This is a genomic window from Rhodopirellula sp. MGV (genome assembly GCF_002251265.1).
GTDB classification, from domain to species: domain Bacteria; phylum Planctomycetota; class Planctomycetia; order Pirellulales; family Pirellulaceae; genus Stieleria; species Stieleria baltica_A.
Window position 1 is genome coordinate 146,301 of record NZ_NPDI01000027.1, and the last position, 22,745, is coordinate 169,045.

At 55.5% G+C, this 22,745-nt stretch carries 23 protein-coding genes; 11 read left to right on the top strand and 12 right to left on the bottom strand.

All coding sequences use genetic code 11. The features are described from left to right. Positions 1-156 precede the first annotated feature (156 nt). Positions 157-1,035 (top strand): DUF1571 domain-containing protein, encoded by an 879-nt coding sequence (locus CGZ80_RS08860; RefSeq protein ID WP_094413444.1) that lies wholly within the window; start codon positions 157-159, stop codon positions 1,033-1,035. 190 nt (positions 1,036-1,225) lie between these two features. Here the strand turns inward: CGZ80_RS08860 and CGZ80_RS08865 are convergent, their stop codons facing one another. Next, on the bottom strand, positions 1,226-2,050 hold the full coding sequence (locus CGZ80_RS08865) for a 3'-5' exonuclease (RefSeq protein WP_094413446.1): 825 nt from the start codon (positions 2,048-2,050) through the stop codon (positions 1,226-1,228). 197 nt (positions 2,051-2,247) lie between these two features. On the opposite strand from CGZ80_RS08865, the gene pepT reads away from it, so the two are divergent. The 4 genes from pepT (at position 2,248) to CGZ80_RS08890 (ending at position 7,534) form a co-directional block, all read left to right on the top strand. Continuing rightward, entirely contained in the window at positions 2,248-3,495 is a 1,248-nt protein-coding gene (gene pepT, locus CGZ80_RS08875; protein ID WP_094413450.1) for a peptidase T, read from the top strand. A gap of 96 nt (positions 3,496-3,591) precedes the next feature. Continuing rightward, on the top strand, positions 3,592-4,578 hold the full coding sequence (locus tag CGZ80_RS08880) for a 4-(cytidine 5'-diphospho)-2-C-methyl-D-erythritol kinase (protein WP_094413452.1): 987 nt from the start codon (positions 3,592-3,594) through the stop codon (positions 4,576-4,578). 60 nt (positions 4,579-4,638) lie between these two features. Further along, a complete protein-coding gene (locus CGZ80_RS08885) occupies positions 4,639-5,172 on the top strand; it encodes a SpoVG family protein (RefSeq protein WP_233148318.1) in 534 nt (177 codons plus the stop codon). A 391-nt stretch (positions 5,173-5,563) separates the two neighbouring features. Further along, positions 5,564-7,534 carry an ABC transporter ATP-binding protein gene (locus tag CGZ80_RS08890; protein WP_094413454.1) on the top strand — a complete coding sequence of 657 codons (1,971 nt, stop codon included), beginning with the start codon at positions 5,564-5,566 and terminating at the stop codon, positions 7,532-7,534. A 10-nt stretch (positions 7,535-7,544) separates the two neighbouring features. Here the strand turns inward: CGZ80_RS08890 and CGZ80_RS08895 are convergent, their stop codons facing one another. Continuing rightward, on the bottom strand, positions 7,545-8,000 hold the full coding sequence (locus tag CGZ80_RS08895; protein ID WP_094413456.1) for an FxsA family protein: 456 nt from the start codon (positions 7,998-8,000) through the stop codon (positions 7,545-7,547). Positions 8,001-8,092: 92 nt separating this feature from the next. On the opposite strand from CGZ80_RS08895, the gene CGZ80_RS08900 reads away from it, so the two are divergent. From CGZ80_RS08900 to CGZ80_RS08910, 3 genes are read left to right on the top strand one after another with little or no spacing between them, the layout of a single operon-like run. After that, positions 8,093-9,109 carry an alpha/beta fold hydrolase gene (locus CGZ80_RS08900; protein WP_094413458.1) on the top strand — a complete coding sequence of 339 codons (1,017 nt, stop codon included), beginning with the start codon at positions 8,093-8,095 and terminating at the stop codon, positions 9,107-9,109. Between the two features lie 32 nt (positions 9,110-9,141). Next, positions 9,142-9,501 carry a 4a-hydroxytetrahydrobiopterin dehydratase gene (locus CGZ80_RS08905; protein ID WP_094413460.1) on the top strand — a complete coding sequence of 120 codons (360 nt, stop codon included), beginning with the start codon at positions 9,142-9,144 and terminating at the stop codon, positions 9,499-9,501. Beyond that, complete coding sequence (locus CGZ80_RS08910) at positions 9,501-9,824, top strand: hypothetical protein (RefSeq protein ID WP_094413462.1); 324 nt, start codon at positions 9,501-9,503, stop codon at positions 9,822-9,824. Before CGZ80_RS08905 ends, CGZ80_RS08910 begins: the two co-directional genes overlap by 1 nt. Positions 9,825-9,831: 7 nt before the next feature. Here CGZ80_RS08910 and CGZ80_RS08915 read toward each other — a convergent pair whose 3' ends face one another. Beyond that, on the bottom strand, positions 9,832-10,680 hold the full coding sequence (locus CGZ80_RS08915) for a PEP-CTERM sorting domain-containing protein (protein WP_094413464.1): 849 nt from the start codon (positions 10,678-10,680) through the stop codon (positions 9,832-9,834). A 175-nt stretch (positions 10,681-10,855) separates the two neighbouring features. On the opposite strand from CGZ80_RS08915, the gene CGZ80_RS08920 reads away from it, so the two are divergent. From CGZ80_RS08920 to CGZ80_RS08930, 3 genes are read left to right on the top strand one after another with little or no spacing between them, the layout of a single operon-like run. Beyond that, positions 10,856-11,548, top strand: a complete 693-nt coding sequence (locus tag CGZ80_RS08920) for a YqjF family protein (RefSeq protein ID WP_094413568.1) — start codon at positions 10,856-10,858, stop codon at positions 11,546-11,548. A 34-nt stretch (positions 11,549-11,582) separates the two neighbouring features. Continuing rightward, positions 11,583-12,791, top strand: a complete 1,209-nt coding sequence (locus CGZ80_RS08925; RefSeq protein WP_198953657.1) for a hypothetical protein — start codon at positions 11,583-11,585, stop codon at positions 12,789-12,791. Positions 12,792-12,828: 37 nt separating this feature from the next. After that, the gene (locus tag CGZ80_RS08930; protein ID WP_094413466.1) at positions 12,829-13,926 is read left to right on the top strand and encodes a hypothetical protein; all 1,098 of its coding nucleotides are present in this window, start codon (positions 12,829-12,831) and stop codon (positions 13,924-13,926) included. Here CGZ80_RS08930 and CGZ80_RS08935 read toward each other — a convergent pair. The 9 genes from CGZ80_RS08935 to CGZ80_RS08975 form a co-directional block, all read right to left on the bottom strand. After that, positions 13,902-15,014 (bottom strand): alkene reductase, encoded by a 1,113-nt coding sequence (locus tag CGZ80_RS08935; RefSeq protein ID WP_094413468.1) that lies wholly within the window; start codon positions 15,012-15,014, stop codon positions 13,902-13,904. The two genes, CGZ80_RS08930 and CGZ80_RS08935, sit on opposite strands and share 25 nt — an antisense overlap. Before the next feature lie 89 nt (positions 15,015-15,103). Beyond that, complete coding sequence (locus tag CGZ80_RS08940) at positions 15,104-16,033, bottom strand: STM4011 family radical SAM protein (RefSeq protein ID WP_198953658.1); 930 nt, start codon at positions 16,031-16,033, stop codon at positions 15,104-15,106. After that, positions 16,030-17,364 (bottom strand): STM4012 family radical SAM protein, encoded by a 1,335-nt coding sequence (locus CGZ80_RS08945; protein ID WP_198953659.1) that lies wholly within the window; start codon positions 17,362-17,364, stop codon positions 16,030-16,032. Before CGZ80_RS08945 ends, CGZ80_RS08940 begins: the two co-directional genes overlap by 4 nt. Then, positions 17,345-18,139, bottom strand: a complete 795-nt coding sequence (locus tag CGZ80_RS08950) for an STM4013/SEN3800 family hydrolase (protein ID WP_094413472.1) — start codon at positions 18,137-18,139, stop codon at positions 17,345-17,347. The genes CGZ80_RS08945 and CGZ80_RS08950 overlap by 20 nt, the downstream gene beginning before the upstream one ends. Next, the gene (locus CGZ80_RS08955) at positions 18,133-18,741 is read right to left on the bottom strand and encodes an HAD family hydrolase (protein WP_094413474.1); all 609 of its coding nucleotides are present in this window, start codon (positions 18,739-18,741) and stop codon (positions 18,133-18,135) included. The genes CGZ80_RS08950 and CGZ80_RS08955 overlap by 7 nt, the downstream gene beginning before the upstream one ends. Further along, positions 18,741-19,877, bottom strand: coding sequence for an STM4014 family protein (locus CGZ80_RS08960; protein WP_103296396.1), 1,137 nt, complete (start codon positions 19,875-19,877; stop codon positions 18,741-18,743). The genes CGZ80_RS08955 and CGZ80_RS08960 overlap by 1 nt, the downstream gene beginning before the upstream one ends. Positions 19,878-19,881: 4 nt before the next feature. Then, positions 19,882-21,060: an STM4015 family protein gene (locus CGZ80_RS08965; RefSeq protein ID WP_158222619.1), complete on the bottom strand. Its 1,179-nt coding sequence runs from the start codon at positions 21,058-21,060 to the stop codon at positions 19,882-19,884. Positions 21,061-21,313: 253 nt separating this feature from the next. Continuing rightward, on the bottom strand, positions 21,314-22,252 hold the full coding sequence (locus tag CGZ80_RS08970; protein ID WP_094413480.1) for a DUF6745 domain-containing protein: 939 nt from the start codon (positions 22,250-22,252) through the stop codon (positions 21,314-21,316). Between the two features lie 17 nt (positions 22,253-22,269). Continuing rightward, positions 22,270-22,572, bottom strand: coding sequence for a hypothetical protein (locus CGZ80_RS08975; protein ID WP_094413482.1), 303 nt, complete (start codon positions 22,570-22,572; stop codon positions 22,270-22,272). Between the last annotated feature and the right edge of the window lie 173 nt (positions 22,573-22,745).

Consider the following 22,745-nt stretch of genomic DNA (forward strand, 5'->3'; position numbering starts at 1 on the left):
CTCATTCGTCGCTGTCAATGCCCAATCGTGAATCTGACCTTGTTTTTTTAATCGTAGAAGAACTATATCGAATATGGCAATCGGAAAACCGACTCTACATCTAGTCGTCTTCGATCGAAGCGGTCTTCTCTTTTCTTCCCACCGGTAGACTGTGTTATGCGTTCTTTTGCTCGATCATCACGCGTCGCCGTCGTGTTGATGACTCTTTTCGGCTGGACCTCCCTCTTGGTCGCCGATCCCCCCGCCGTCAGCCACTCGCACGAGTTGGACGCGACCCCCGTCAGTTTTCGCAAGGCCGATTTGGATCTTCGAACTCATCCGATCGATCCGGCATTGCGATTGGCCGAAGAAAGCCTGAGGCACGTTCGGGCCAACGTCAACGATTACACAGCACTTTTCGCCAAACGATGCCGCGTTGACGGGAACTTGCCACCCCTGCAATTCGCGCACCTGAAAATCAAAAATCGCAAAGTTGATTCGGGTCAGATGCTGGCGCCGATGAGCGTTTACCTGGATTATCTAAAACCCAGCTCAGTCAAAGGCCGCGAAGTTATCTGGGTTGAGAACGAAAACGAAGGAAAAATCGTGGTCCATCAGGGCGGATTGGCTGGCCTGCTGACGCTTCACCTGGATCCCGAAGGTTCCCTGGCGATGCGCGGCCAGCGGTATTCGATCCGCTCGATCGGCATCGAGAATCTGCTCGAACAAATCATTGGCGTCGCCAAAGAAGACCGTTTGCACGGTGAGTGCTTTGTGGAAATCGATCCCGCCGCTCAACTGGGTAACCACCAGTGCACCCGCGTCACAATCACTCACCCCGAACCGCGAGATCACTTTCGATTTCACCAAGCGGTCGTGTTGTTCGATAACGACTTGAACATCCCGATTCGGTACTGTGCTTGGACTTGGCCGACGACGCCAGGCGGCAAACCGGTGCTGGACGAGGAGTACAACTACTTGCGAGTGGAAGTGAATACCGGGTTATCCGCAATCGATTTCGACCCCGCAAACCCCGACTATCGCTACGCCGATTAGCCCGGTCGAACGCTGCACGCTGGAGTCTAGGCTTTAGCCGATTTTTCTCTCCTCACACTCGTTACAAGGCTCCGGCCTTGTGACGTACTGGATGCAGGCTCTGCCTGCCGCAGACTGGGGCGGATGCATGGTCAGGCGGGAGCCTGAAAGACATCGTGTGACGAGGCGGGAGCCTCGTCACAAGGCTTCCCTAGGTCTCGGCGACTTCGCTTTCCCAGGGGTCGACCCAATCTTGCCAGTGGTCGAGATAGGCTTCGTACGCTTTGCAGTCGCAGGCCGCGTCTTCGATCCACTTCTTCGTTGATGCAACCAGTTCGACTTCGCGCTCCAGCGTCAGCTTGCCGTGCAGCACCATCGCGCGAAGGAACACAAAGTAGGTGTCCAACACATCGCAGCGACAATAATCGCTGATTCCGACCAAGTCGCCGTCATCGTATTGCTGCTGCACCTGATCGCCGGTCACCGACATCTTTCCAGGCTTGGCCAGCATTTTGGTTGCGAGGTTCAGCCCGCCATTAAAGCGAACGGCGCTAAAGTTGGTCAGCAAGTCCTGCAGGTCCAAGTGCGAATCGACGCTGTAGCGATTGCGGGGCGAACGATACCCTTCGTTGGAGAACCAAGCGGGGATCGAAATGCCGTATCGGAACGCGGCGAGCTCCATCAACGGCAGGTCAAACGAACGCCCGTTGAACGTCACCCATTGCGGTCGCTTGTAAACTTCCCAGCCTTTCCAGAAGTGTGCGGTGATCACGTGGCTGCGGAAGGTCGGTTCGTCCAGTGACACCACGTCGATCAAACCGAAGTTGCGATCGACTTTGGCAATCACCACCGAGATCGGAACTTGGAAGGTGTGCGGAATGAATGTCGTTCCCTTTTCTTCCATCAATTCGTCTTGGTATCGCTTGATCGCGTCACTCGGTGACAGCGATTCGCCCGGATAACGGACTTTGGCAATCAGGTTGCCATCGGCGATACTTTCGCAATCGAATACTAAATGGGAAACTTCTTCAGGCATCCAAATCCACCGAGTCCTTCGCCGGAATCACGTTATTTGACCAAGGTTTGTCCATTGCCATCATATCCGCGTCCCGTGCATAAGATAGGCGGGCAGCGTTTTTGGCTTGACTCGCCATTGTGCCGCATCCCAGTGCTCCCGACCAGCAAAACACTTGGCTTCGGCCAGCAAACATCCCCTGACCTGTGCAAATCACCATGATCCAAATCAATCGTCAGCGACTCTTGGAACGCTTTCTGAAATACGTCCAGGTGGGGACCACCGCGAACCCCAAGAGCGATCAGTACCCCAGCACCGAATGCCAGCGTGACCTGGGCAAGATCCTGGCCCAAGAGTTGGTTGACATGGGTGCGAGTGACGTTCGCCAAGACGAACACGGTTTGGTTTATGCGACGATCCCGTCGAACGTCAAAGCGGACCACGCGCCCGTCGTCGCACTGCTGGCCCATGTTGACACCTCGCCTGACGCACCTGGTCATTCGGTTCGTCCGCAGGTCATCGAGTCCTATCCTGGTGGCAACATTCCACTTGAAAGCGGCGAGGTAATCACTCCCGATGCGTGCCCGGATTTGAAAGAGTTGGTTGGCAAGACGCTGATCACCACCGACGGCACGACGCTGCTTGGCGGCGATGACAAAGCCGGCGTCGCGATCATCGCCGAACTAGCCCAAACGCTGCTCGAAAATCCACAACTGTTGCACGGTGATTTGAAAGTCGTCTTTACTTGCGATGAGGAGATCGGACACGGGACCGACAAGATCGACTTGCAAGCTCTTGCCGCCGATGTCGCGTACACGCTTGACGGTGGTGGCGAAGGCATCATCGACGTCGAAACGTTTTCGGCGGATGGTGCGACGGTCAAATTCATCGGCGACAGCATTCACCCCGCGATCGCCAAAGACCGCATGATCAATGCACTGCGAGGCGCGGCAGATTTTATCGCCGCATTGCCGCGGGAAACCGACACGCCCGAGACGACCGCCGGTCGACAAGGCTTTATCCATGCCAATACGATCGTCGGTCAAGTCGCCGAAGTCACCGTGGATTTGATTCTGCGTTCGTTCGATACCGATGACTTGGGCGGATACGCTGATCAGCTTCGTAAAATCGCTGCCCAAGTTGAAAGCGACTGGCCGGGATTAAAAGTTGTCGTCGAAGTCCGCAAACAATATCGCAACTTGGGCGAAGGCTTGGCCAACCTTCCACAATCGATCGATCTCGCCGTCAAAGCGTTCAAGAATCTAGGTCGACCCTTCAAAAAGGAAATCATCCGTGGCGGGACCGACGGCAGCGTACTGACCGAAAAAGGCTTGCCAACACCCAACCTATCCAGCGGACAACACAACATCCACAGCGTTCGTGAATTCGCTTGCTTGGACGAAATGGTCGCCGCCACCGAACACTTGGTCGAACTGTTGAAACTGTGGTCCGACGAGCGACTGTAGTTGTCAACGCAACCGCTGCTCTGGCAAACAACCTTTCCTCTCATCTGATCACGCTTTGAATCCCTGCACGACTGCAGGTTGCTACCGACACGCGCCATGAAAGTTCGTACCTCGCCGCCAGCCAAGCTGAACCTGTTCCTCGAGATCCCTGCCAAGCGAAACGACGGTTATCACGAAATCGACACTGTGATGACAGCAATCGATTTGCGTGATGAGCTGACGGTGGAGTCGATTCCTGAACCCGTCATCGAACTGAGTGCAAGTTGGTTGCCTTCATTCGAAGACGTTGCTGGTGAGTTGGGTTTGGAACCGAATGGGGAAGCCGCACAGCAATTGCTTGGAATCCCAACCGACGATCGCAATTTAGTCGTTCGTGCTTTGGAAGCATTTCGACGCCAGTTCGCCATCGAAGGTGGATTTCGTGTTCAACTCAAGAAACGGATCCCGGCGGGCGCTGGCATGGGGGGCGCAAGTAGCGACGCGGCGCACGCGATCAGTTGTGCTGCCGCGATTCATGGCAAAGCCGACGAACACGCGGTGTTGCATGAGCTTGCCGCATCAATCGGAAGCGACGTACCGTTTTTCTTGCCATTGGCTGCGGATGCACTGCCTGAGCCGGCGGTGTGGGCGTGTCATGCGTCGGGGCGTGGTGAGATCCTTCGGCCGGTTAACATGCGCACAGATCTCCACTTTGTCGTCGGCTATCCCTGTGCGAGCCTACCGACAATTGATGTTTATCGCAGGCTTCGAGTACCGCAACAGCCGATGACATCCACAGGGTTAATCGCTGCGCTGGACCACGGTCAAGTTGATGGATTATCAACCACGATGATGAATCGGCTGAGTGAACCGGCGTTAGAAATTCTGCCCGAGCTGAGTGAATTGTTGGAATCACTGTGGCAATCTGGACTCCAACCGTGTCAACTAACCGGTAGCGGGTCGGCATGTTTCGGGATAGCGCGTGATGCAGAGCACGCACAACAGGCTTTCGAACAGCTTCGAGCGATTCATTCAGCACCGACCTTATGGCGAGCAACACGGAGTGTTTCTGCGGCCGCATCAATTGAGTTCGATCCGAGTTAAAGCGCCGACATCAGAGAGGGAGTGAAGATTGTGGAAATCACGGAGATCCGAATCAAACTCATGGAGTCATCCGAAGATCGACTGCGTGCGTTTTGTTCCATCACCATCGATGGATGCTTTGTCGTTCGCGACTTGAAAATCATCGATGGCTCGAACGGCCCTTTCGTCGCCATGCCCAGCCGCAAGTTGACCGGTCATTGTGATCGATGTCATCAAAAGAATCACTTGCGTGCCAACTATTGCAATCATTGCGGTGCGAAGCTTTCGTTTGACAGCGACGGTGCGCTCGATTCACCACAAAAGCTGTATGCCGATGTGGCCCATCCGATTAACAGCGGTTGTCGCGAACTGATCCAAGACGCGGTGATCGAAGAGTTCGAAATTGAACTCAGCCGATACAACCAACCCGGGTATCGGTCGCGCTACGACGATGATTTCGGTGACGCCGGCGAAGATGTCGAAACCGCGTTCATCGACCAAGCTCACAAATCGCCGAACGCGCCCAAGCAACGCACCGAAGAACCAAAACTGGACAAGCAAGTCGCCAATCCCGCCAGCGACGACAACGACCAGTTCGGAGCCGGCATTTTCTAGCCCGCTGGAGTCTAGGCTTTAGCCGATTTTTCTCTCGGGTCTCCCGCCACCCAACAACCTCGAAACCACTCAACCGCTCGCTATCGCGAATGCGGCTGATTGGGGCATCCGCGCTGGAGTCTAGGCTTTAGCCGATCTTTCCCTCCCCACCCCCATCTAAATCACCCACACCCACACGAAAGTCTGGACGTCACGGCGCCCTCCTGCTAAAAGCTCGTCCGGGGTTTGACGGCCTGCTGATTTTCAAATTCGTTCTCTCCCAAGGGCGCTTTCTGCTCCGCGAAAGCAGTAGAAGAAAACGCTACTTTCGCGGAACGAAAGACGACACTCGAAAATCAACCAGCCGTTCACCCTAATGACTTGATTGCTAGCAACAACGCCCACAGTGACCATGGATGGCTCGGTGACCAGCCCCTTCGCACGTGTACTTCGTCTCGCCGTCCGCCGCTGGTGGGCCCTGATCGGGATCGTCCTTTCTTCACTGGCGATCGCGGTGTTGTGGAGCGCGAACATCAGCGCGGTCTTGCCGATGGTCGACATCGTCTTTGCCGGCAAATCGGTCGCCCAGTATGTCGACGAAACGATTGAGACGAACGAACAGCGGGCCGTCGAAATCCGCGAATTGTTGGCAACGGACAGTCACGAATCGCCAAGCGAACTGCAAACGGAATTGGAACGCGCGACCTCTCGCGCGGAGTGGTATGCGTTGGCGAAACCGTATGTCGACGCGTACGCACCACGAACCGCATTCGGGACGTTGTTGGCGATTCTGACGTTCTTGGTGGTGGGAACGGCACTGAAGTTGATCGCGCTGGTCGCCAACATGATGTGGGTTCAATACGTCGCCGGTCGGACTTCGATCGACCTCCGTGAACTGTTCTTTCGCAAAGCACTCCACCTGGACTTAGATAACTTTGGCGAGAACGGTTCGGCGGATTTGACCGCTCGCCTGACCAATGACGTTTCGCTGGTCAACAACGGTGTCGCGACGTTGCTCGGCAAGATGACACGTGAGCCGCTGAAGATGATCGCATGCTTGTGCGGCGCCGCGATCGTGTGCTCACGCTTGCTGTTGTTGGTGATGATCGTGATGCCGATTCTGGCCATCGTGATGTCGAAGCTCAGCCGCGCGATCCGCCGCGCCAGCCGCCGGGCGATGGAAGAGATGAGTCAACTTTATGGCATGCTGAACGATTCGTTCTCGGGGATCCGCTTGATCAAAGCGTCGAACACCCAGGCGTTCGAACGCGCCCGCCTGCGCCGTGGCAGCCTCGCGTATTACTACCGCAGCATGAAGATGGAGTTTTACAACACGCTGGCACGTGGCACGACCGAGATGATGGGGATCACCACGGTCTCGCTTGCGATCTTGGCCGGTGGCTATCTCGTACTGACCAAACAAACGCATCTGTTCGGGCTGCGGATCACCACCGAACCGCTTCAACAAGGCGAAGTGTTCTTGTTCTTTAGCTTCCTGATCGGTGCGTCCGATCCGGCTCGCAAGCTGGCCGACGTATGGAGCGGCTTGCAACGTGGCATCGCCGCATCCAATCGTGTGATGGAAATCATCGACCAGGACGTACGCGTGCAAGATCCCGTGTCGGCAAAGACGGTCGCACGCCCCCACTCGCACATCCGCTTCGACGACGTCCAGTTCCAATATTCGTCTGGCCCGCAAGTCCTGCGTGGCATCGACCTCACGATTCCACACGGGGAAACCGTCGCGATCGTTGGCCCCAACGGCAGCGGAAAGAGCACGATCATCAGCTTGCTGTGCCGATTTGATGATCCACAATCAGGACAGGTGTTGCTGAACGACGTCCCGATCAACGAGATGCGTACGCGAGACCTGCGGAAACGGATCGCGCTGGTCACGCAACGCACCGTGATCTTTGAAGACACGATCGAGAACAACATCCGCTACGGTTGCCCGGGCGCAAGTTTGGACGAAGTGATCCACGCCGCCAAGCTTGCCTTTGCCGATGACTTCATTTGCAAGAAGACGCCGGACGGGTACCAAACGCTGCTGGGCGTGGATGGCATGCGTCTGTCCGGTGGGCAGATGCAACGGATCGCACTCGCACGCGCGTTCCTGAGAAATCCTGACATCCTGATCTTGGACGAAGCGACCAGCCAAATCGACTTGGAAAGCGAACAGCTGATCCACGAAGCACTTCGCAAATTCTTGGTCGGCCGCACCGGCGTGATGATCACCCACCGGTCCAGCACCCTCGCGATGGCGGATCGGATCGTGGTGATCGAACAAGGGCGTGTCGCGGCCGCCGGCGATCACGCCCATTTGGTAGACCAAAACCGTTTCTATCGCAGCCTTTGCGGATCCGAAGTCCGCGAGGTCGCTTGATGCTTGCTGCTTAACGACGAGTCGCTTTGCCGTCGATCGTGTTCGAATCGTTGAACGGCTGACGCGCGGGGCTTTCGAAAAAGCTGCTGCGGATTTGCACGTTTTTGAAACCGGCAAAGTATCGCGACAGCACGGTCTTGCGAATGAAGTCACGGCCGACCGGGACCAACAACAGGAATCCGACGGCGTCGGTGATCATCCCCGGCGTCAGCAACAGTGCGGCGGCAAAGACGATCATCAAACCGTCTTGAATCTCACGACTCGGCACCCGGCCTTCGCCCAACGCGTTGTGAAATTTCTGCCACGCCATCAGGCCTTCGCGTTTGGCCAAGTAGGACCCCAGGACGCCTGTCGAAATCACGACCAGGAACGTCGCACCGGCACTGGTCGCGTGAGCCAACTGCAAAAGCAAATACAGCTCTACCAGTGGAACGAAGATAAACAGTAAAAGCAGTCGGAATAACATCTTTGTCCCTCGGGACGGGGTTCAGGCATCTTGTTGGCCGCGGGTGCCATCCTGACAAACGCCCACACGATTCGCTTCAAATTGCGAATTCCGTGCCGAACGCGTTTTTGGGGAGCGAATTCCGTCAAACGACTCGCGATGCCAGGACGGTCATGACTGCTGAAACGCTTCACCTGCCCAACCACCCTGGGGTGCATTGTCACCTCTGGCAACGCCGCAATGGGCCGGACACTTGCCAGATGGGGACCGTCATCGCCCTGCACGGGCTCGGCGATCACGGCGCCAGGTTTGACGACCTCGCCGCTAAGCTGCTCGACGAACGGTGGGCGGTCGCCGCCATCGACTTTCCCGGCCATGGTCGGTCTGCGGGCCGACACGGGGCATGCATCCCTTACGACACGTTGCTGGGCATGGTCGCTGACCTGCGGCAACAGCTTTGTGATCGACTGGGGTGTCAGCGTCACGTCTTGCTGGGGCACAGCATGGGCGGCAACTTGGCAGTCAATTATACGTTACGACAACATGAGTTCGCCGCGGCAGGATTGCCTGACCTGAACGGCTTGGTTCTGCTCGCACCGCTATTCCGACCGCCGCAGCCCCTGGACCGAACTCAACTGTTGGCCGCTTGGATGACCGGCTATTTGGTACCGTGGATTCGGATGGGCCAAACGCCAGACATCACCCAGCTCACCAATGATCCGAACGCCGTCCGGCAGTTTCGAAACGACCCGCTGCAGCACTCGCGCATCTCGCTGTACAACGCAACCCAGCTACTGGCGCAAGGCCGTTTTGCACTCGATCATGCATCTGAATTGACGACGCCGACTATGGTCATCGTCGGCGACCAAGATGCGTTGATCGATCGCACCGCATGCCAGCACTTCGTCATGCGTGCAGGTGAGTTTGCCACATTCGTTGAGTGGCCAAACGCCCTACATGATTTGCTGCATGATGTCGACGGCGACAGAGTTGGCCGGCAGATCGCCGGGTGGATCTCGCGGCGGTGCAGCGGCCAGGGAGCTGCTTCATCGGATGGCATCGGAGATCGCGAATCAAGCGGTTATCATGAAAGGGCAACGATCCCGTTTTCGAGATCGATGATCGCCTAGAGAGACCATTGAAACAGAGTGCCTGTGAAACCATGACCCTTCCCAACGCTGAAACGCTCGCCGCCAAAAAATGCGTCCCTTGTGAAGGTGGCGTTCCGAAGTTGACTGCCGACGAAGCCAACGAGCTGCTTGGCGCATTGGACGCATGGACAATTAACGACGATGGGCTGGCGATTCATCGCAAGCTGAACTGCAAGAACTTCGTCAAGGCGGTCGCGATGATCAACCAAATCGCTGAGGTTGCTGAAAGCGAACAACACCACCCCGACTTGCACCTGACCGGGTACCGACACTTGGAAATCGTGTTGACCACGCACGCGATCGGTGGACTCAGCGAAAACGATTTCATCTTGGCGGCAAGAATTGACCAGCTTCTCAAGGCGAACGACTAATGCCGGCTCGACATCACCTATTGGCACTACTGGCCGAATGCACCGGCGATGAAATTTGGAGCGTCGATCACTGCCGCCAACGGCGCGTCCCTGAAAGCTGGATCGCCGAGATGGCCGACGCGCTCGAGTCAGGCTATCAGACTGACTCCGAAACGATCTACACCGACGACGGCATGGTCAATCAATACCACGGCGTCCGTGACGTGGACTTGGCGATGCGGATCGCGAAAGAACTCAAGCTGCCGATCAACGAAAGCCACTTGGGCGTCTACAGCCGTGCCCGCTTGGTACAAACGATCAAGAACGCCATCGAAGAACTCTAGTCGGTGGCTATGCCGCGTTGCGTTTGCGACGAAGCAAACAGATGCTGCCGATCGAGCAGAACAGGACAAGTGAACTAGGTTCCGGGATCGCTGTCGAACCGAGCGAAATGCGTAGGTTGTCGATCGCAATTGAGTCAGAGTACCGTCCAGGTCCTCCAAGGATTCCAACCGACAAGCTGATGTCAAAACTTTCGCCGTTAGCGACGACCGGGACCTGTTCCATAAAATTCCCCGTCGAAGCGGTCGGAAGGAACAGCGTGTATTCGATCGGTGTCACTTCCCAAGTCGGCGAGACATCTGCTAGCGACGGGGTATCGAAAAAGATTGGATCGGTGTATTCGGATCCAACCGTAAACTCTAGATCGGCATACGATGCGGTGTCCGAATGATTGAACACGATCATGTCGTAGCTGACATTAACGAGATCGACGTCGTATCCGGTGTTGTTTTGAATCGTGAAGATCGGCAATCCTGAGTCGAAGCCTTCACTGTCCAACTGCAAACCCAACGCCACATTCCCGCCGCCGGTTGAATAAGCGTAAACGCCAGTTTCGGTTTCACCGCCGACTCCCATTCCACGTCCAAACAGGCCACTGCCTTCGGTACCTCCGATGGTCGAACTCGCAGACATCATGCTTGAGAAAAAGCTGAATGACCAATGGTTCGAATCCAAGGTTCCCGCACCGCCGCCGGCCGCTAATCCGGTACCTTCAAAGTCTTGAAAATCTTGTTCGTAAACGTCGCCAAGTTGATTGAACACGTAATCGGCTCGCACCGTGTTGCTCATCAACGCCGACGCAATCAGGACGACAAGACTTTGTGAGAATGATCGCAGAACAGTTTGGCACACCGACATGGTTGCTCACTCGCTGTAAGAACGGTTTTCCACTGGTCGCCCCTTAATGCACCGACGTTAAACCCGCCCCTTCGGGCTGTCAACAACCAGCCCCAAATTACGATCACAGAAAACGCCCATGCAACCTTGCGTCGATCGGACTTGGCCACTGCCCAAACAGCCTTGGGTGATGCGTATGAGATGGTCGGAACTATGCTTTGCGCACTGGCCTGCGGAACCGTCCACAGTGGCAAAGTGGCTTCCACCAGGTGTCGAGCTGGACACGTACGAAGGATCGGCTTGGGTCGGCGTTGTGCCGTTCTTGATGTCAGACGTCGCACCAAGGTGTTGTCCCGCTGTTCCCGGCATCAGTCGTTTTCCAGAATTAAACGTTCGCACCTACGTTTCCGTCGGTGGAAAGCCAGGCGTGTGGTTTTTCTCGTTAGATGCCGCCAGCCGATTCGCAGTCCGGCTGGCCCGAACAACGTTTCATCTGCCTTATATGGATGCGAAAATGAACATCCATAACGTTGAAGACGGTGCGATTGAATACCAAAGTCGGCGCACCCATCGGGGCGAAGCCACGGCCAACTTCTCAGCCCGCTATAAAGCGAGAGGCGACTATGCGATCGCATCACCGGGAAGTTTCGAGCACTGGTTGACCGCACGGTATTGCCTTTACAGCGCCAGCCCCGACGGTCGCGTGTACCGTGGCGAAATCAATCATCCGCCTTGGGAACTTGCGCAGGCCGACTACGAACAACACGACAACAGTATGGGACAAGCACTTGGGTTTGACTTCGATCGTGAACCCCATGTGTTGGTCGCCAAGTCGATCGACGTTCGCGCTTGGTTGATCACAGGTTGCCCTCGCGTCGCCACGTCTTAGTTCACTGTTTCATCCATTTCAAATTAGCACCACGATGGAACATCCCGAGATTTGGATCAGTGCGATCGTCGTCGGCTGCGCCGCCGTGATGGCCTACGGATTACTGCTTCCGCCGGTCTCAAAGTCGTTGATCTGGCGAGCGACCGTGACGCCACTTGCTTCGATCATCGGCAGCGGTTTCTTGGTGCTCGGGCCAATCCTTTCACGCGAGTACGGTCAATACGCTCCCCTGGTGATGCTTGCCCTCTGCGCTGTGGCGTACGGATTTGGGTCCGCGATTCGATTCAACATCAGCCACTTTGAATCCTTGCCGGAAGGACAAGCGAACGGCATTCGTACTCTCGAAGCGATTTCGTCGTGGGCACTCGCGCTGGCGTACATCGTTTCGGTCACCTACTACCTGAACCTGCTTGGATCGTTTGCCGTCTCGCTGACCAATGCCAACGAACGAGTTTTTGCCAGACTGGTGACCACGGCGGTGCTGATCTTCATTGGCGTGTTCGGCCTTCGTCACGGACTCAAGCGACTGGAAGACCTCGAAGAAACCGCGGTGACAATCAAGCTTGCGATCATCGCCGGACTACTCATTGGAATGGTCGTTTATCTAGGTCACTTGCTGAACACCAGCGGAACGGTCCACAACCCGGCACAGCCCTTTGGTTCGGCGTCTTTGTTCCTGGTGTTCGGTTTGGTGATCTGTGTCCAAGGATTCGAGACATCTCGCTACCTCGGCAAACAATACGATGCGCCGACGCGGATTCGTACCATGAAACTTGCCCAGTGGATCGCGACCGGCATCTACTTGGTCTACGCGGCGTTGATGGCGTTTTCTTTCGACGCCAGCACGATGGGCACCAGCGAAACGGCGATCATTGACGTCACGCATGTCGTCGCACCGGTGTTGCCAGCGATGTTGGTTGCCGCAGCACTCGCCGCCCAGTTCAGCGCCGCGGTTGCCGACACCGCAGGTTGTGGCGGGTTGATCAGTGAACTGTCTCGGAACCGTGTTCCACAATCGATTGGCTACATTGTTGTCACGATCGGTGGTGTGTTGTTGACCTGGACCGCTGACGTGTTCGAAATCATCGCGTATGCGTCACGTGCCTTCGCGATTTACTATTCGATGCAATCCATTGTCGCCGCGCGACTGGCCGCCAGCCATCAATCGGCATGGGCGTTTCTTTACGGCATCCTTGCGATTCTGGGAATCGTGATCGCCATTTTTGGAATCCCGGCGGGCTAGTGCGACTCAATCATCGCTACAGAGGTCATGGCACTCGATGAACGAAATCAATCCTTACGCGAGCACGCTGTTTGTCGGCGACGATCGAACGGAATTGTCATTCGATGGTGAAATCGAGGCCGCTGACTACATCCGCTTCTCGAATCGGCGCAATTTTGAACGCTCGCTGTGTCTGACATTGGCGGTGCTCCTAGGAACGCTTTCGGCATTCATCGTTGTCGCTATGATCGCTGGCATGATCTTGCGCGGCTGGGATCCGACCTTTGTCACCGTAGCCATCTTGGCGATCGTTCTGGGGGGCGCCGCTTTCTGGGTCTATCGTTACTTCGTCAACCAGACGCAGCGAAGCAAGCGGTTGCTTAAGCGATACCCAGACTTACTCGGCGTCGCGAGAGGATCGATCAATGCAGACGGTTTGACCTTTGATGATGGCGTCCGCCAGCATTGGTTCAGCCCCACGTTCTTACAGAAAGCATACGCTTCGGCGATTGGAATCAAGGTCCCACTTGACGTGAACCCTTATCGCTTTCTCGCTTTGACCGACCGCCTCTTTGACGGCTACGACGAAACGGTGGCGGTGAGAATCAAGCAACTTTGGTCTGATCAAAGTGCGGAAGTAAACGCTGCAGAAGTAAACGCTGCCCTTTGGCAACGGCTCCATCCTGCTCCGACAGATGCGATCACCTTCGCCGGTGAAGTGACCGTCAAGCAGTCGCAACGTATCCGAGAGGTGCTCGTCGCGGCTTGGACCAATTCGATCGGAGGGATCGGTATGGTTGTCGCCGCATTGGTGTCCGGTGCCTTTAACACCTGGGGAAACGTCTTTTTCTTTAGTGTCGGTTCATTTGTCTTGATCTCCGCCGTTATCAGTTGGCGGCAATACTTTTTTGGCAGTTCCACGCAAACCTGGCGTCAATCCGGTTGGATCAGTCCAACCGAACTGGCTGTCATGTGGGGCCCCGCCGGTGTCCGGATGTCGCTTAACGAAGTCACCGTAAGTACCGAATACGAACAGCTGCTGATCTTCACCAACCAAACCGGGGCAACGTACTACCTTGCCCCGGATCATCTCGCCAATCAATTAGATTGGCAACGACTTCGAACCCGCTTTCAAACCGAAGCGGTCGCTTCGTAGGCCGGGAAGTCGGTGTAGCCGTGTGCCCCTGACGAATACCATAGCGACATGTCCGCCATCTTTGCCAATGGCCAATCATTTTCGAATCGCAACGCCAAGTCAGGGTTGCTGATGTAAGGCCGCCCGAACGCGATGAAGTCTGCATCGCCACTGGCAATTGCCTGCTCGGCAGCTTCCTTGGTGTAACCAACATTGCCCATCAAATTGCCAGAAAAGACTTTGCGGAAATCCTTAAGCGTCATCGCCGGACCCAGGTTGTGAAAACCGAAGCCTTTGCCGTCCATCACGTGTAAGTACGCCAGCCCATAAGCATCCAATTGCTGTGCGGTGTAGAGGAATTGCTCCTGGTAGTCGGACGATCCCATATCGTTGAACGCGCCATTGGGAGCCAACCGCACGCCAACTCGATCGGCGGACCAGGCTGACGTCACCGCATCGACGACTTCGCCCAGCAAGCGGTATCGATTTTCGACACTGCCACCATATTGGTCTGTGCGATGGTTGGACTTCGATTGCAGAAACTGATCGAGCAAGTATCCGTTGGCCGAGTGGATCTCGACGCCGTCGAACCCGACCGCCTTGGCACGCTCGGTCGCTTTTCGGTAGTCGTCGACAATACCCGGCAATTCGTCGGTCTCGAGTGCCCGCGGCGTTTCGTACGGTTTTTTACCGTTCGATGTGTGAACCCCATCGCCGTCGATCGCGATTGCCGATGGCGCAACCGGCAGTTCGCCGTGATGAAAATCGCTGTGTGACGATCGGCCTGTATGCCAAAGCTGCATAAAGATTCGGCCGCCGTGCTGGTGTACCGTATCGACAATGCGTTTCCAGCCTGCCTGCATCTCGTCGGTGTAAATCCCTGGTGTGTCCGGCCAACCGATGCCTTGTTCAGAGATCGTTGTCGCTTCACTGATGATCAAGCCTGCCGACGAACGCTGTGCGTAATACTCCGCCATCATTTCGTTCGGCACTCGGCTTTCCCCCGCCCGGGCACGCGTCAAAGGTGCCATCACCACTCGGTTTTTCAGCTCAAGCGAGCCGATCTGCAGAGGACGAAACAATTCGCTGGATTGATTAGGATTATTCATCGTTGAACCGGATTGGATGAGGTGCGTCAGAAGTTATCTGGGTCTACCGAAGCGGATCGCCAGTCTTACACTTCGCCGACAGAAAAGCATTAGCAGTCGTCAACCACCGGCAAGCTCTGCACCGCTTTCGGAATCATCATTTCCGCATTCACCTCCGGCCATTCCGCGGGAATTCGCTCCAGCAAACCATCCCCAAAGACTCGTCGTAATGGAAAGTCATCGCGATTGACGTACCCGATGTGACAGCCACAGGTTGCATTTGGGCAGGTCCGTTCTTTCAACCGAGGCCAGACGTCATCACGGTGAATGTTGCCGATCACTTCATCAACAAAGTGACAGCGGCGCACGTCTCCTTCACCGTCGATCGACAGCGATGAAGTACCCGCCGAGCAAGCTCTGCCGCGACTTGACCAACGCCGGCCATTCCAACGAAAGTACGGGTCAATTGATTCTAAGAACCGCTGTTCTTCGTCGCTGTAGATGATCCCGCTGCTCTTGGGAACGTTGATCCAAAGGTAAACGTGCGAAGGCAGTCGTTTCCTCAATTCCGCAATCGTTTGAAAGTGTTCGCGGAAGCCAACCATACCGACGCTGTATCGGATTCCCAACAGGTCCAGTTTCTGACAACGCGCTAGAAAACGATCGGGATCGGTTTCACTCGAATGATAGGTCGCCCATATCGCCAAGCGTTCAACGTCGCCTCCGCCCAAATCGTCCAGGTGACCGCTCAAATTGGTTTGAATCGCGACTCGCCGGACGTGTGACATCAACGAAAGTCGTACCATCGCCTCGCGGTAATAGCGAAGGATGATCGCTTCGCCCCACGGCGTGAACAGCACTCCGAGCGGTCGATCGCCGCGTTCGACCCAATCGACAAAGCGGTGTAGTTGCTGCCGGTCACGATCCAACTCGGCTTTGGTGTTCCGCGTCTTGGCGAACGGGCAATAACCGCAGGCATAATTGCAGCTCGATAACGAACCGCGATAGAGAAGTCTTGTCGTTGACGGGGCAAATTTCATTGCAGTTCAAATTGCTCCATGCGTGACAACACGGCATCCGAATACAGCCACGGCCCGATCACATCACTATGAGCGAGTCCTTCGGCAGTCAGCATCAAACGCTCGGCTGTCAGCTCAGCAAACCCAGACTCCAGAAGCTGTTCCACTTGTGGCAGCACCAAGCAGACGTCAGCACCGAAAAGCGATGCAAATGCCTGTCGGTCCAAACCGTCGACTTGTAATAACGATCGGATCAGGTATCGCCGCGATTGTTCCTCTGCGTTCAACCAAACACCGTAGTCCGCTAGTGCGAAGTCTTCTGGATCGCGACGATTGAACTTGTCAATGATCTTGCGAATACTCGATCCGCTGACCGCGTATTCGCTGCTGTAGTGCAGTTCCCTGGTGTAGCTTCTCGCTCCCGGTCCCAGCCCGATCATGCCGTCTTCTTGGCAGCAGTGTTGTGTGCCGTAGTCAGTGCCGCTCTTGCGAAACATTCGCATCGAAATCTGTCGGTACCCCGCATCCAACAACAGCTCTCGCCCAAGCCGATACATGTGACGCCGGTTCTCCGCCGGGCTGCGTCCGGTTTTGCCAAGGCCCGTTAGTTTGCGAACATAAAGCGGGTAGAGAAACAGTTCCCCTGGATCGTATTGAAGTGCTTTGCGGACCGTGGCGAACCAATCTGATTCGGTTTGTCCTTGGTTGCCATAGATCAAATCCAAGTTGAACAAGTCGATTCCACTCTGACGGATCAGCTCGATCGAATGCTCGACGGTTTGATGATCTTGAGGTCGCCCGAGCTGATTGAGGTCTCGAGACACGAAGCTTTGCACACCCATACTGATCCGACGGACGCCATGGTCGCGCAAGATGGTCAGCTTGGTTGCATCCACCGTCGCCGGCGAAACTTCGACCGAGAACGGGGCCTCCGATTCGATCGGCCAATCACAACGCATCATCACTAACAAGCGTTCCAGCTCGTCTGCGGTCAAGTAAGTTGGTGTCCCACCGCCAAAGGCAACTTGGACCACACGCTGCGGTTCGACACGCCCCGAAACCACGCGAGATTGCGTCTCGATAGCATCCAACGTTTGTCGAACCAGCTCGCTTGGCGGCTGCGACGCGGTAAACAAGTTGCAAAACCCACAACGCATCTCGCAGAACGGCAGATGCACATACAAGAACAACCGCGATTTGTCCTCGTCCGACCATGCGGTTGGTAAGTCGACCGGATGATCAAACAAACGATACGACGTCTTGTGCGGATAGGCATACGCATAACCCGCATAGTGATCGCCCGCGATTGCGTCGGATAAACGCGTTGTCATTTCACCATTCAAATTCGGCATAGGGCACCTCCCAAATGCAAGGATGGGCCACACGGTGTCCCCAATAACCGTCTTCGCCGTACGCCGTGCCGTGATCGGAAAACGCCATCGCGAACAGGCTGCCGCGACTTTTGAGATGGTCCAGCAGTCGTGGCAATTGGCGATCAATTTCGATCAGCGCCGCTGCGTGACCTTCCACCGTGTCACGTCCATCTTCGGGTGGTTCGGCCGACGCGAAGAACCAATTTGGTTGGTGGATGGCAGAGAAGTTGATGAAACAAAACACTGGCTGGTCGCCCGCTTCGTCAATCGCCCCGATCGCACAATCGACCTGGCAAGCCGCCGAATCTCGACCGACGACACTCATCGCCTCCGTCCAATACGACTGATGAAAGAGCGCTGGCAAAACGCGTCCGAGCGAGTTGCTGGGATTGAAAAATCCCGTGCCCCCGACACAGATCGTTCGATAGCCGATCTCCGCGAGCGCTTCGGGAAGCGTCGCTTGCGGAAACACGAATGTCTCTGGCCCCGTCGTTTCGCTGCCACCAAACTCGGATGCGAACAGCCGTGTGTGCAGTTCGGGTCCTGTCGGTGTTGGCAGGAATCCTGCAAAGAACGCATGGTGCGCCGCATAAGTAAATGTGGCCGGCGAGTGACGACGTTCCCATCCGGTCGCCGGCAAGTAGCGGGCCAGATTTTGGATTTGTCCTTGTTTCCAAAGGTCTTGTGCGACGTCGTAGCGAAGCGTGTCCAACGTCAACATCAACAGATTGCTGCGGCCGACATGGTCTAACATTGAATCGGTTCTCCCGTCGCTTGCAATCGCACTTCAAGCTGCGTTTGCAATTCGCCTGGCCCGGTCACGAGGCAAGCGTTCCACCCCGCGTCGATCGCCCCGTCGACATCGATCGTTGGTTGATCACCAAAGTAGGTGCAACGGGCGACGTCAGTACCGAGCCGGTCCGCTACAAACTCAAATGCACGGCGATCCGGTTTCGCAAAGCCGATTTGTTCCGACACAAAGAAATGGTCCGCAGCGATCACATTTTCCAAACCCAAGGCTTGCCACTTGGCATGTTGCGTTTCAATACCGCCGTTGGTCAGTACCGCAAGGGTGTATCGAGACCGAAGCTTTGAAAGGCAGTCGAGCAGCACGTGATCCCTGTGAATGTGCTGTAGCAAGCCAGCAGTCAATGTTGCTTGGTCCAGACGCAACCCCGTCTGAACTCTAAACGTCTCAAAGAAATACGATCGATCGCCGTATCCGTTTTGGTCGATTCGCTGCAAGTCCGCTTGTGTTTCCGGTTTCAATCCAAAGGTGCGAATCCAATCCGTAAACGCTTGCCGGCGATCGAACAGTGTTTGGTCGAGGTCAAAGACGAGGACGCTGCGAGCCATTAGACAAAAGCCCCCGCATCGATTTGCAGAATCGATGCGTAAACCGTTTTCCCAGAGGCCGTCAAGTTCGGCAAGAAATCACCGAACGCGTTCACTTCGCAAACCAGCGGCGGATTTACTCGTGGCAACAGGATATCAACACCGCTGTACCGTGTTCGTGGGAACTGCGCCGCCGCATGAATCGCAAGCTGACGACAGTCATTCACTCGATCAATGCCCACGGAATCATAAAGCAGTTCCAAGTCACCACGCCGGTTTCCGAGATGCAGATTCGTGATCGGCCAAGGGCTTTGACGCACCACCAAATGATCCGCTTTGCCGTCGATCACAACGATTCGTAAATCAAATCGCTCACCATCCAACCGGGCTTTGCTGACCGCAGCTTCGGCGATCATGCCTTGCGGAATCAAGACACGCAAGATCGCATCGATGTCCGCGGGGTTGGTAAATGAACGCACACGCAACGAATTGAACAGACGGATGTCATCGCCGCAACGATCGATTTCGATTGCCGCGATCAATTGTTGACGTCCACGTTGTGTTCGGTAGCAACAAACCCCAGACGCTGACGAGGCATAGCGTGGTTTGACAAACACACGTCCACCGCAACAATCGGCGAACGATTGAATCGCTTGACCAGCCGCATCGATTTCGGTCGGCAATAGAACGGTTTTGGGACGATAGGGCAGCATCAGTTGATGTGTCGCCCACTTATCGAACATCACCGCAAGATCGCCAGGAACTTGGTCGATGATGACATCATGTTTTGACTCCAACCGTCGACATCTCCAGCACTCAACCATCTCCATGGCACGCACGATGCCTTGGTATTGATGATCGAGCGAAAGGACTTGGCCTCGTTTTGGAAAGACGTCTCCGCCGCCAAGTTCGATCAGGCTTGCGATCGTTTCACAGCGTTGCCCGAAGGAATCGATCCTTACGCGTGCCAGTGGCGGGATCTGTTCCAGACAACGACCTTCGCTCGCGATCAGATCATTCCAGTCAAGACAATTGGGAACTCGCATCCCCAATCCGATCGCCGATCGTTGAAAGTCCTGCACCCGACGACTTTCCGGATCGCCGATCACCCAGCATTCACGGTCGATCCGAGATCTTTTTTCTGCATCCGACTGCATCAAATCATTCACCGACCGCGACAAACCGCCATTCGTCGTCTTGATCCATGTGAGATGGCTTCGACAGATCCATTTTCAAAGGCAGCTTTTTGAGTTCTTTGATGACGTCGTTGGTCATGTAATTGAAGTGCAGGTTGACGTGCTGCAGCGTTCCGTCGGTCGGTAGCGACAGCAGCGCTCGGCCGCCTTCGTCGGTGAGAACACCCAAGGACAGATCGAGCGTCTCGATCCGTTGGATCAATGGACTGTTCACAATCACGGCAGCGATGTCATCGACAAAATCGCAGTTGCGCAGACCTAGGTATTTCAGTTGCGGAAACAAGTCGCCGCTCAAAATCGGCTGCAGATCTTCGACGGAACTGTCACCACCATACTCATCGGTGCCAAGCCACAATTCCAAATGTTCCAGTGCAGGGAACTTGGATCGTCCGATCTGGCGGACGACTTCGGCTCGCAGTCCTCCGGACTCGCAAATCAAACCTCGCAAGTTATCGTGTTTCAGATGTCCAATTTTTAGGTTTTCACCGCCACGTGTGCGCAGCAGTTCGAGATTCGGAAACGCTTTTAGCAGCGGGCCGATATCACTTTGTTGGATCCAAGACATCTCGCATTCTTCGGAGATGATATCGCCCAAGTAAATCGCTTTCAGAGCAGCGAGCCGTTTGCTGTTCTGGCAAAGCAATTCGATCACTTCGCTAGGATCGGTGCCGGTGTCATCACCGGTCCAGTTACCGATCACAATGCCGACCGCTTCACGGGCAGCATCCGTCTCCAAGAAGTGTTTCAAATTGGGGACGCAATCCTGTGAGTCCCAGTCGCTGCGGAAACGGTAGACAGTTTTGCCTCCCGCAGTCGGTTTTTTGTTTGGGTCGTAATCCGCGATGCGTTTGCCGATAAACGTTTTCGCGTTGTGTCCGACATCGTCTTCTTTCAAGATCGATCGGAACGCAAGCACCGGCAGCGCGTCGGCGTCCTCACCTGTCGCGGCCGACGCACTGTCCGCATCGACATAGCCTTTCTTGAGCTTTGCCGAAATCAGTTTGTCATAATCCTTCTTTGCCGCATCGGCATCGGCGAACGTTTTTGTTTTGGATTGGCCGTCCGTTCCCGCACGGCCAAAAGTTACCGTGTGAGAATCACCATTCAGTTCGATCCGCCAAAACTTGTTGGATGTCGAATCCATGAAAACTAACTCGCGGCGATCCATAAACAATTCCTGTTTCTTCGATGCAAGCGTATCGGGGCCGGTGTAACAGGCTGTTGATTCTCAAGCGTCACCTTTCGATCCGCGGGAGTAGCGTTCTCAACCACCGCTTTCACACAGCAGAAAGCGACATCGGGGAGAGTTTATTTGAAAATCAACAGGCCGATAGAACGCGTCAGTTTAGCAGACTGCATGACTGACGTAGCAGTCGTTCAAGACTCAAGGCACAGACTCAAGTTTCGATGACCGGTCGGTATCGCTTTGGGTCATCAAATCCCGCCATCCATGCGGCTGCTTGATGACAGGTTTGCATTTGCGGTGGGACGCGCAAAAAGTATTGTCTGTTCGTTGACGGGCAATTGCAAACCAGACCGACCAGCGGTTCGTCTTCGTCGATATCGATCTTTAGCAATTGACGTTGGCCGCCCGCATCGGTGTCACGATCAAGTTCCTTTGCCTCGACATCGTTGGCGAACTTTAAATAACCCATTCGCTCGATCATGACCCGCCGAAGCTCGGCATTCCGTTCGTCCAAGACTTGCTTCGCAGTGATCTTGTCGGGCTCAAACGCGATCTGGTGCGTGATGGGGACGCTTCGCCACCGAAGCGGTGAATTGGCCAGTGACTTCGGCAACGATTGAATGCCAGAGCCGCCGATGTCGATCCAACCGGAAACCTGCAAGCCTTCGGGCAACGCGTGCAAGTTCACACATCCGCCGAGATCCAATTGGCCGAGCGGCCCCAGCCAACCCGGCAGCTCGCGAATTTCGACGCAGTTCCGCAAGTTGACATTTCCGTTGCGAATCGTCGCTTCCTTTGGCCAGCTCGATAGCCTTGGGCAACCACTCGCATTCAAAAACCAAGTGCTCAGTTGTTCGGGCAAACGGTCAATGAACACACAACCACGCAGACTGAGCGATCCACACGTTAGGCCTTTGGGCAATCGTTGCAGCGAGGTGCAGTTGTCGAGCGTCAGTCTGGACCGAACCTTGAGCGACTTTGGTAACGATTCGATCGGTGTCCCGGACAAGTCCAAATCATTGCACTGCAAGCGACAGGCGATCGAGGACAGTTTCGTTTGCCGCAGGTCAATGCTGCCTTCCACGCAAATCGCCGCCTTCTCCTCGGCGAGCAGATGCTGGCGGGCTTCTTCGGGGGAGAGCGTTTTCATTGCACAATTTCCCTTGCTTAGTCGCGGACGATACGGATTTCTTCAGGCGAATACTCTCGTTGTCGCCAGACACGGTAGTAGCCGGCGTCCAACCGGATCGAATCGTGTTCGTCGTGAACCAAAGTCGCCTGCTTTGCGGTCACATGCAGAAACATTCCCTCGGGCGTTTCGTAAAGTGCTGCCGCACCTGATTCGGCGATGCGGTGACAGTGCCCGGTCAATTCGCCGTGTGCAAGGATCGTGTGCTTGGCTTTGCGACGCGTCTCGGGAATCGCTTTGACGGATTCGACCATGACATCGCCATGACGGTATTGGGCCATGCTTGCATTCCATGTGATTCGAGGGATCAGACCGTTCTGACTCCGCCATGATAGGCCCACTGCGGACGCCTTTGGTCACCCTGCCGAATGTTTCATCAAAATCAAATTGGTCAATCAATTTCGGCAACCACATCGACAAGGCGCTACAATGGAATCCTTCCCCGCCCGAACTC

Excerpts from the sequence above, each read along its gene's own strand:
- CGZ80_RS08860 (WP_094413444.1), top strand. The coding sequence starts at position 157 with ATGCGTTCTTTTGCTCGATCATCACGCGTCGCCGTCGTGTTGATGACT.
- CGZ80_RS08865 (WP_094413446.1), bottom strand. The coding sequence starts at position 2,050 with ATGCCTGAAGAAGTTTCCCATTTAGTATTCGATTGCGAAAGTATCGCC.
- pepT (WP_094413450.1), top strand. The coding sequence starts at position 2,248 with ATGATCCAAATCAATCGTCAGCGACTCTTGGAACGCTTTCTGAAATAC.
- CGZ80_RS08880 (WP_094413452.1), top strand. The coding sequence starts at position 3,592 with ATGAAAGTTCGTACCTCGCCGCCAGCCAAGCTGAACCTGTTCCTCGAG.
- CGZ80_RS08885 (WP_233148318.1), top strand. The coding sequence starts at position 4,639 with ATGGAGTCATCCGAAGATCGACTGCGTGCGTTTTGTTCCATCACCATC.
- CGZ80_RS08890 (WP_094413454.1), top strand. The coding sequence starts at position 5,564 with ATGGATGGCTCGGTGACCAGCCCCTTCGCACGTGTACTTCGTCTCGCC.
- CGZ80_RS08895 (WP_094413456.1), bottom strand. The coding sequence starts at position 8,000 with ATGTTATTCCGACTGCTTTTACTGTTTATCTTCGTTCCACTGGTAGAG.
- CGZ80_RS08905 (WP_094413460.1), top strand. The coding sequence starts at position 9,142 with ATGACCCTTCCCAACGCTGAAACGCTCGCCGCCAAAAAATGCGTCCCT.
- CGZ80_RS08910 (WP_094413462.1), top strand. The coding sequence starts at position 9,501 with ATGCCGGCTCGACATCACCTATTGGCACTACTGGCCGAATGCACCGGC.
- CGZ80_RS08915 (WP_094413464.1), bottom strand. The coding sequence starts at position 10,680 with ATGTCGGTGTGCCAAACTGTTCTGCGATCATTCTCACAAAGTCTTGTC.
- CGZ80_RS08920 (WP_094413568.1), top strand. The coding sequence starts at position 10,856 with ATGAGATGGTCGGAACTATGCTTTGCGCACTGGCCTGCGGAACCGTCC.
- CGZ80_RS08925 (WP_198953657.1), top strand. The coding sequence starts at position 11,583 with ATGGAACATCCCGAGATTTGGATCAGTGCGATCGTCGTCGGCTGCGCC.
- CGZ80_RS08930 (WP_094413466.1), top strand. The coding sequence starts at position 12,829 with ATGAACGAAATCAATCCTTACGCGAGCACGCTGTTTGTCGGCGACGAT.
- CGZ80_RS08935 (WP_094413468.1), bottom strand. The coding sequence starts at position 15,014 with ATGAATAATCCTAATCAATCCAGCGAATTGTTTCGTCCTCTGCAGATC.
- CGZ80_RS08940 (WP_198953658.1), bottom strand. The coding sequence starts at position 16,033 with ATGAAATTTGCCCCGTCAACGACAAGACTTCTCTATCGCGGTTCGTTA.
- CGZ80_RS08945 (WP_198953659.1), bottom strand. The coding sequence starts at position 17,364 with ATGCCGAATTTGAATGGTGAAATGACAACGCGTTTATCCGACGCAATC.
- CGZ80_RS08950 (WP_094413472.1), bottom strand. The coding sequence starts at position 18,139 with ATGTTAGACCATGTCGGCCGCAGCAATCTGTTGATGTTGACGTTGGAC.
- CGZ80_RS08955 (WP_094413474.1), bottom strand. The coding sequence starts at position 18,741 with ATGGCTCGCAGCGTCCTCGTCTTTGACCTCGACCAAACACTGTTCGAT.
- CGZ80_RS08960 (WP_103296396.1), bottom strand. The coding sequence starts at position 19,877 with ATGCAGTCGGATGCAGAAAAAAGATCTCGGATCGACCGTGAATGCTGG.
- CGZ80_RS08965 (WP_158222619.1), bottom strand. The coding sequence starts at position 21,060 with ATGGATTCGACATCCAACAAGTTTTGGCGGATCGAACTGAATGGTGAT.
- CGZ80_RS08970 (WP_094413480.1), bottom strand. The coding sequence starts at position 22,252 with ATGAAAACGCTCTCCCCCGAAGAAGCCCGCCAGCATCTGCTCGCCGAG.
- CGZ80_RS08975 (WP_094413482.1), bottom strand. The coding sequence starts at position 22,572 with ATGGCCCAATACCGTCATGGCGATGTCATGGTCGAATCCGTCAAAGCG.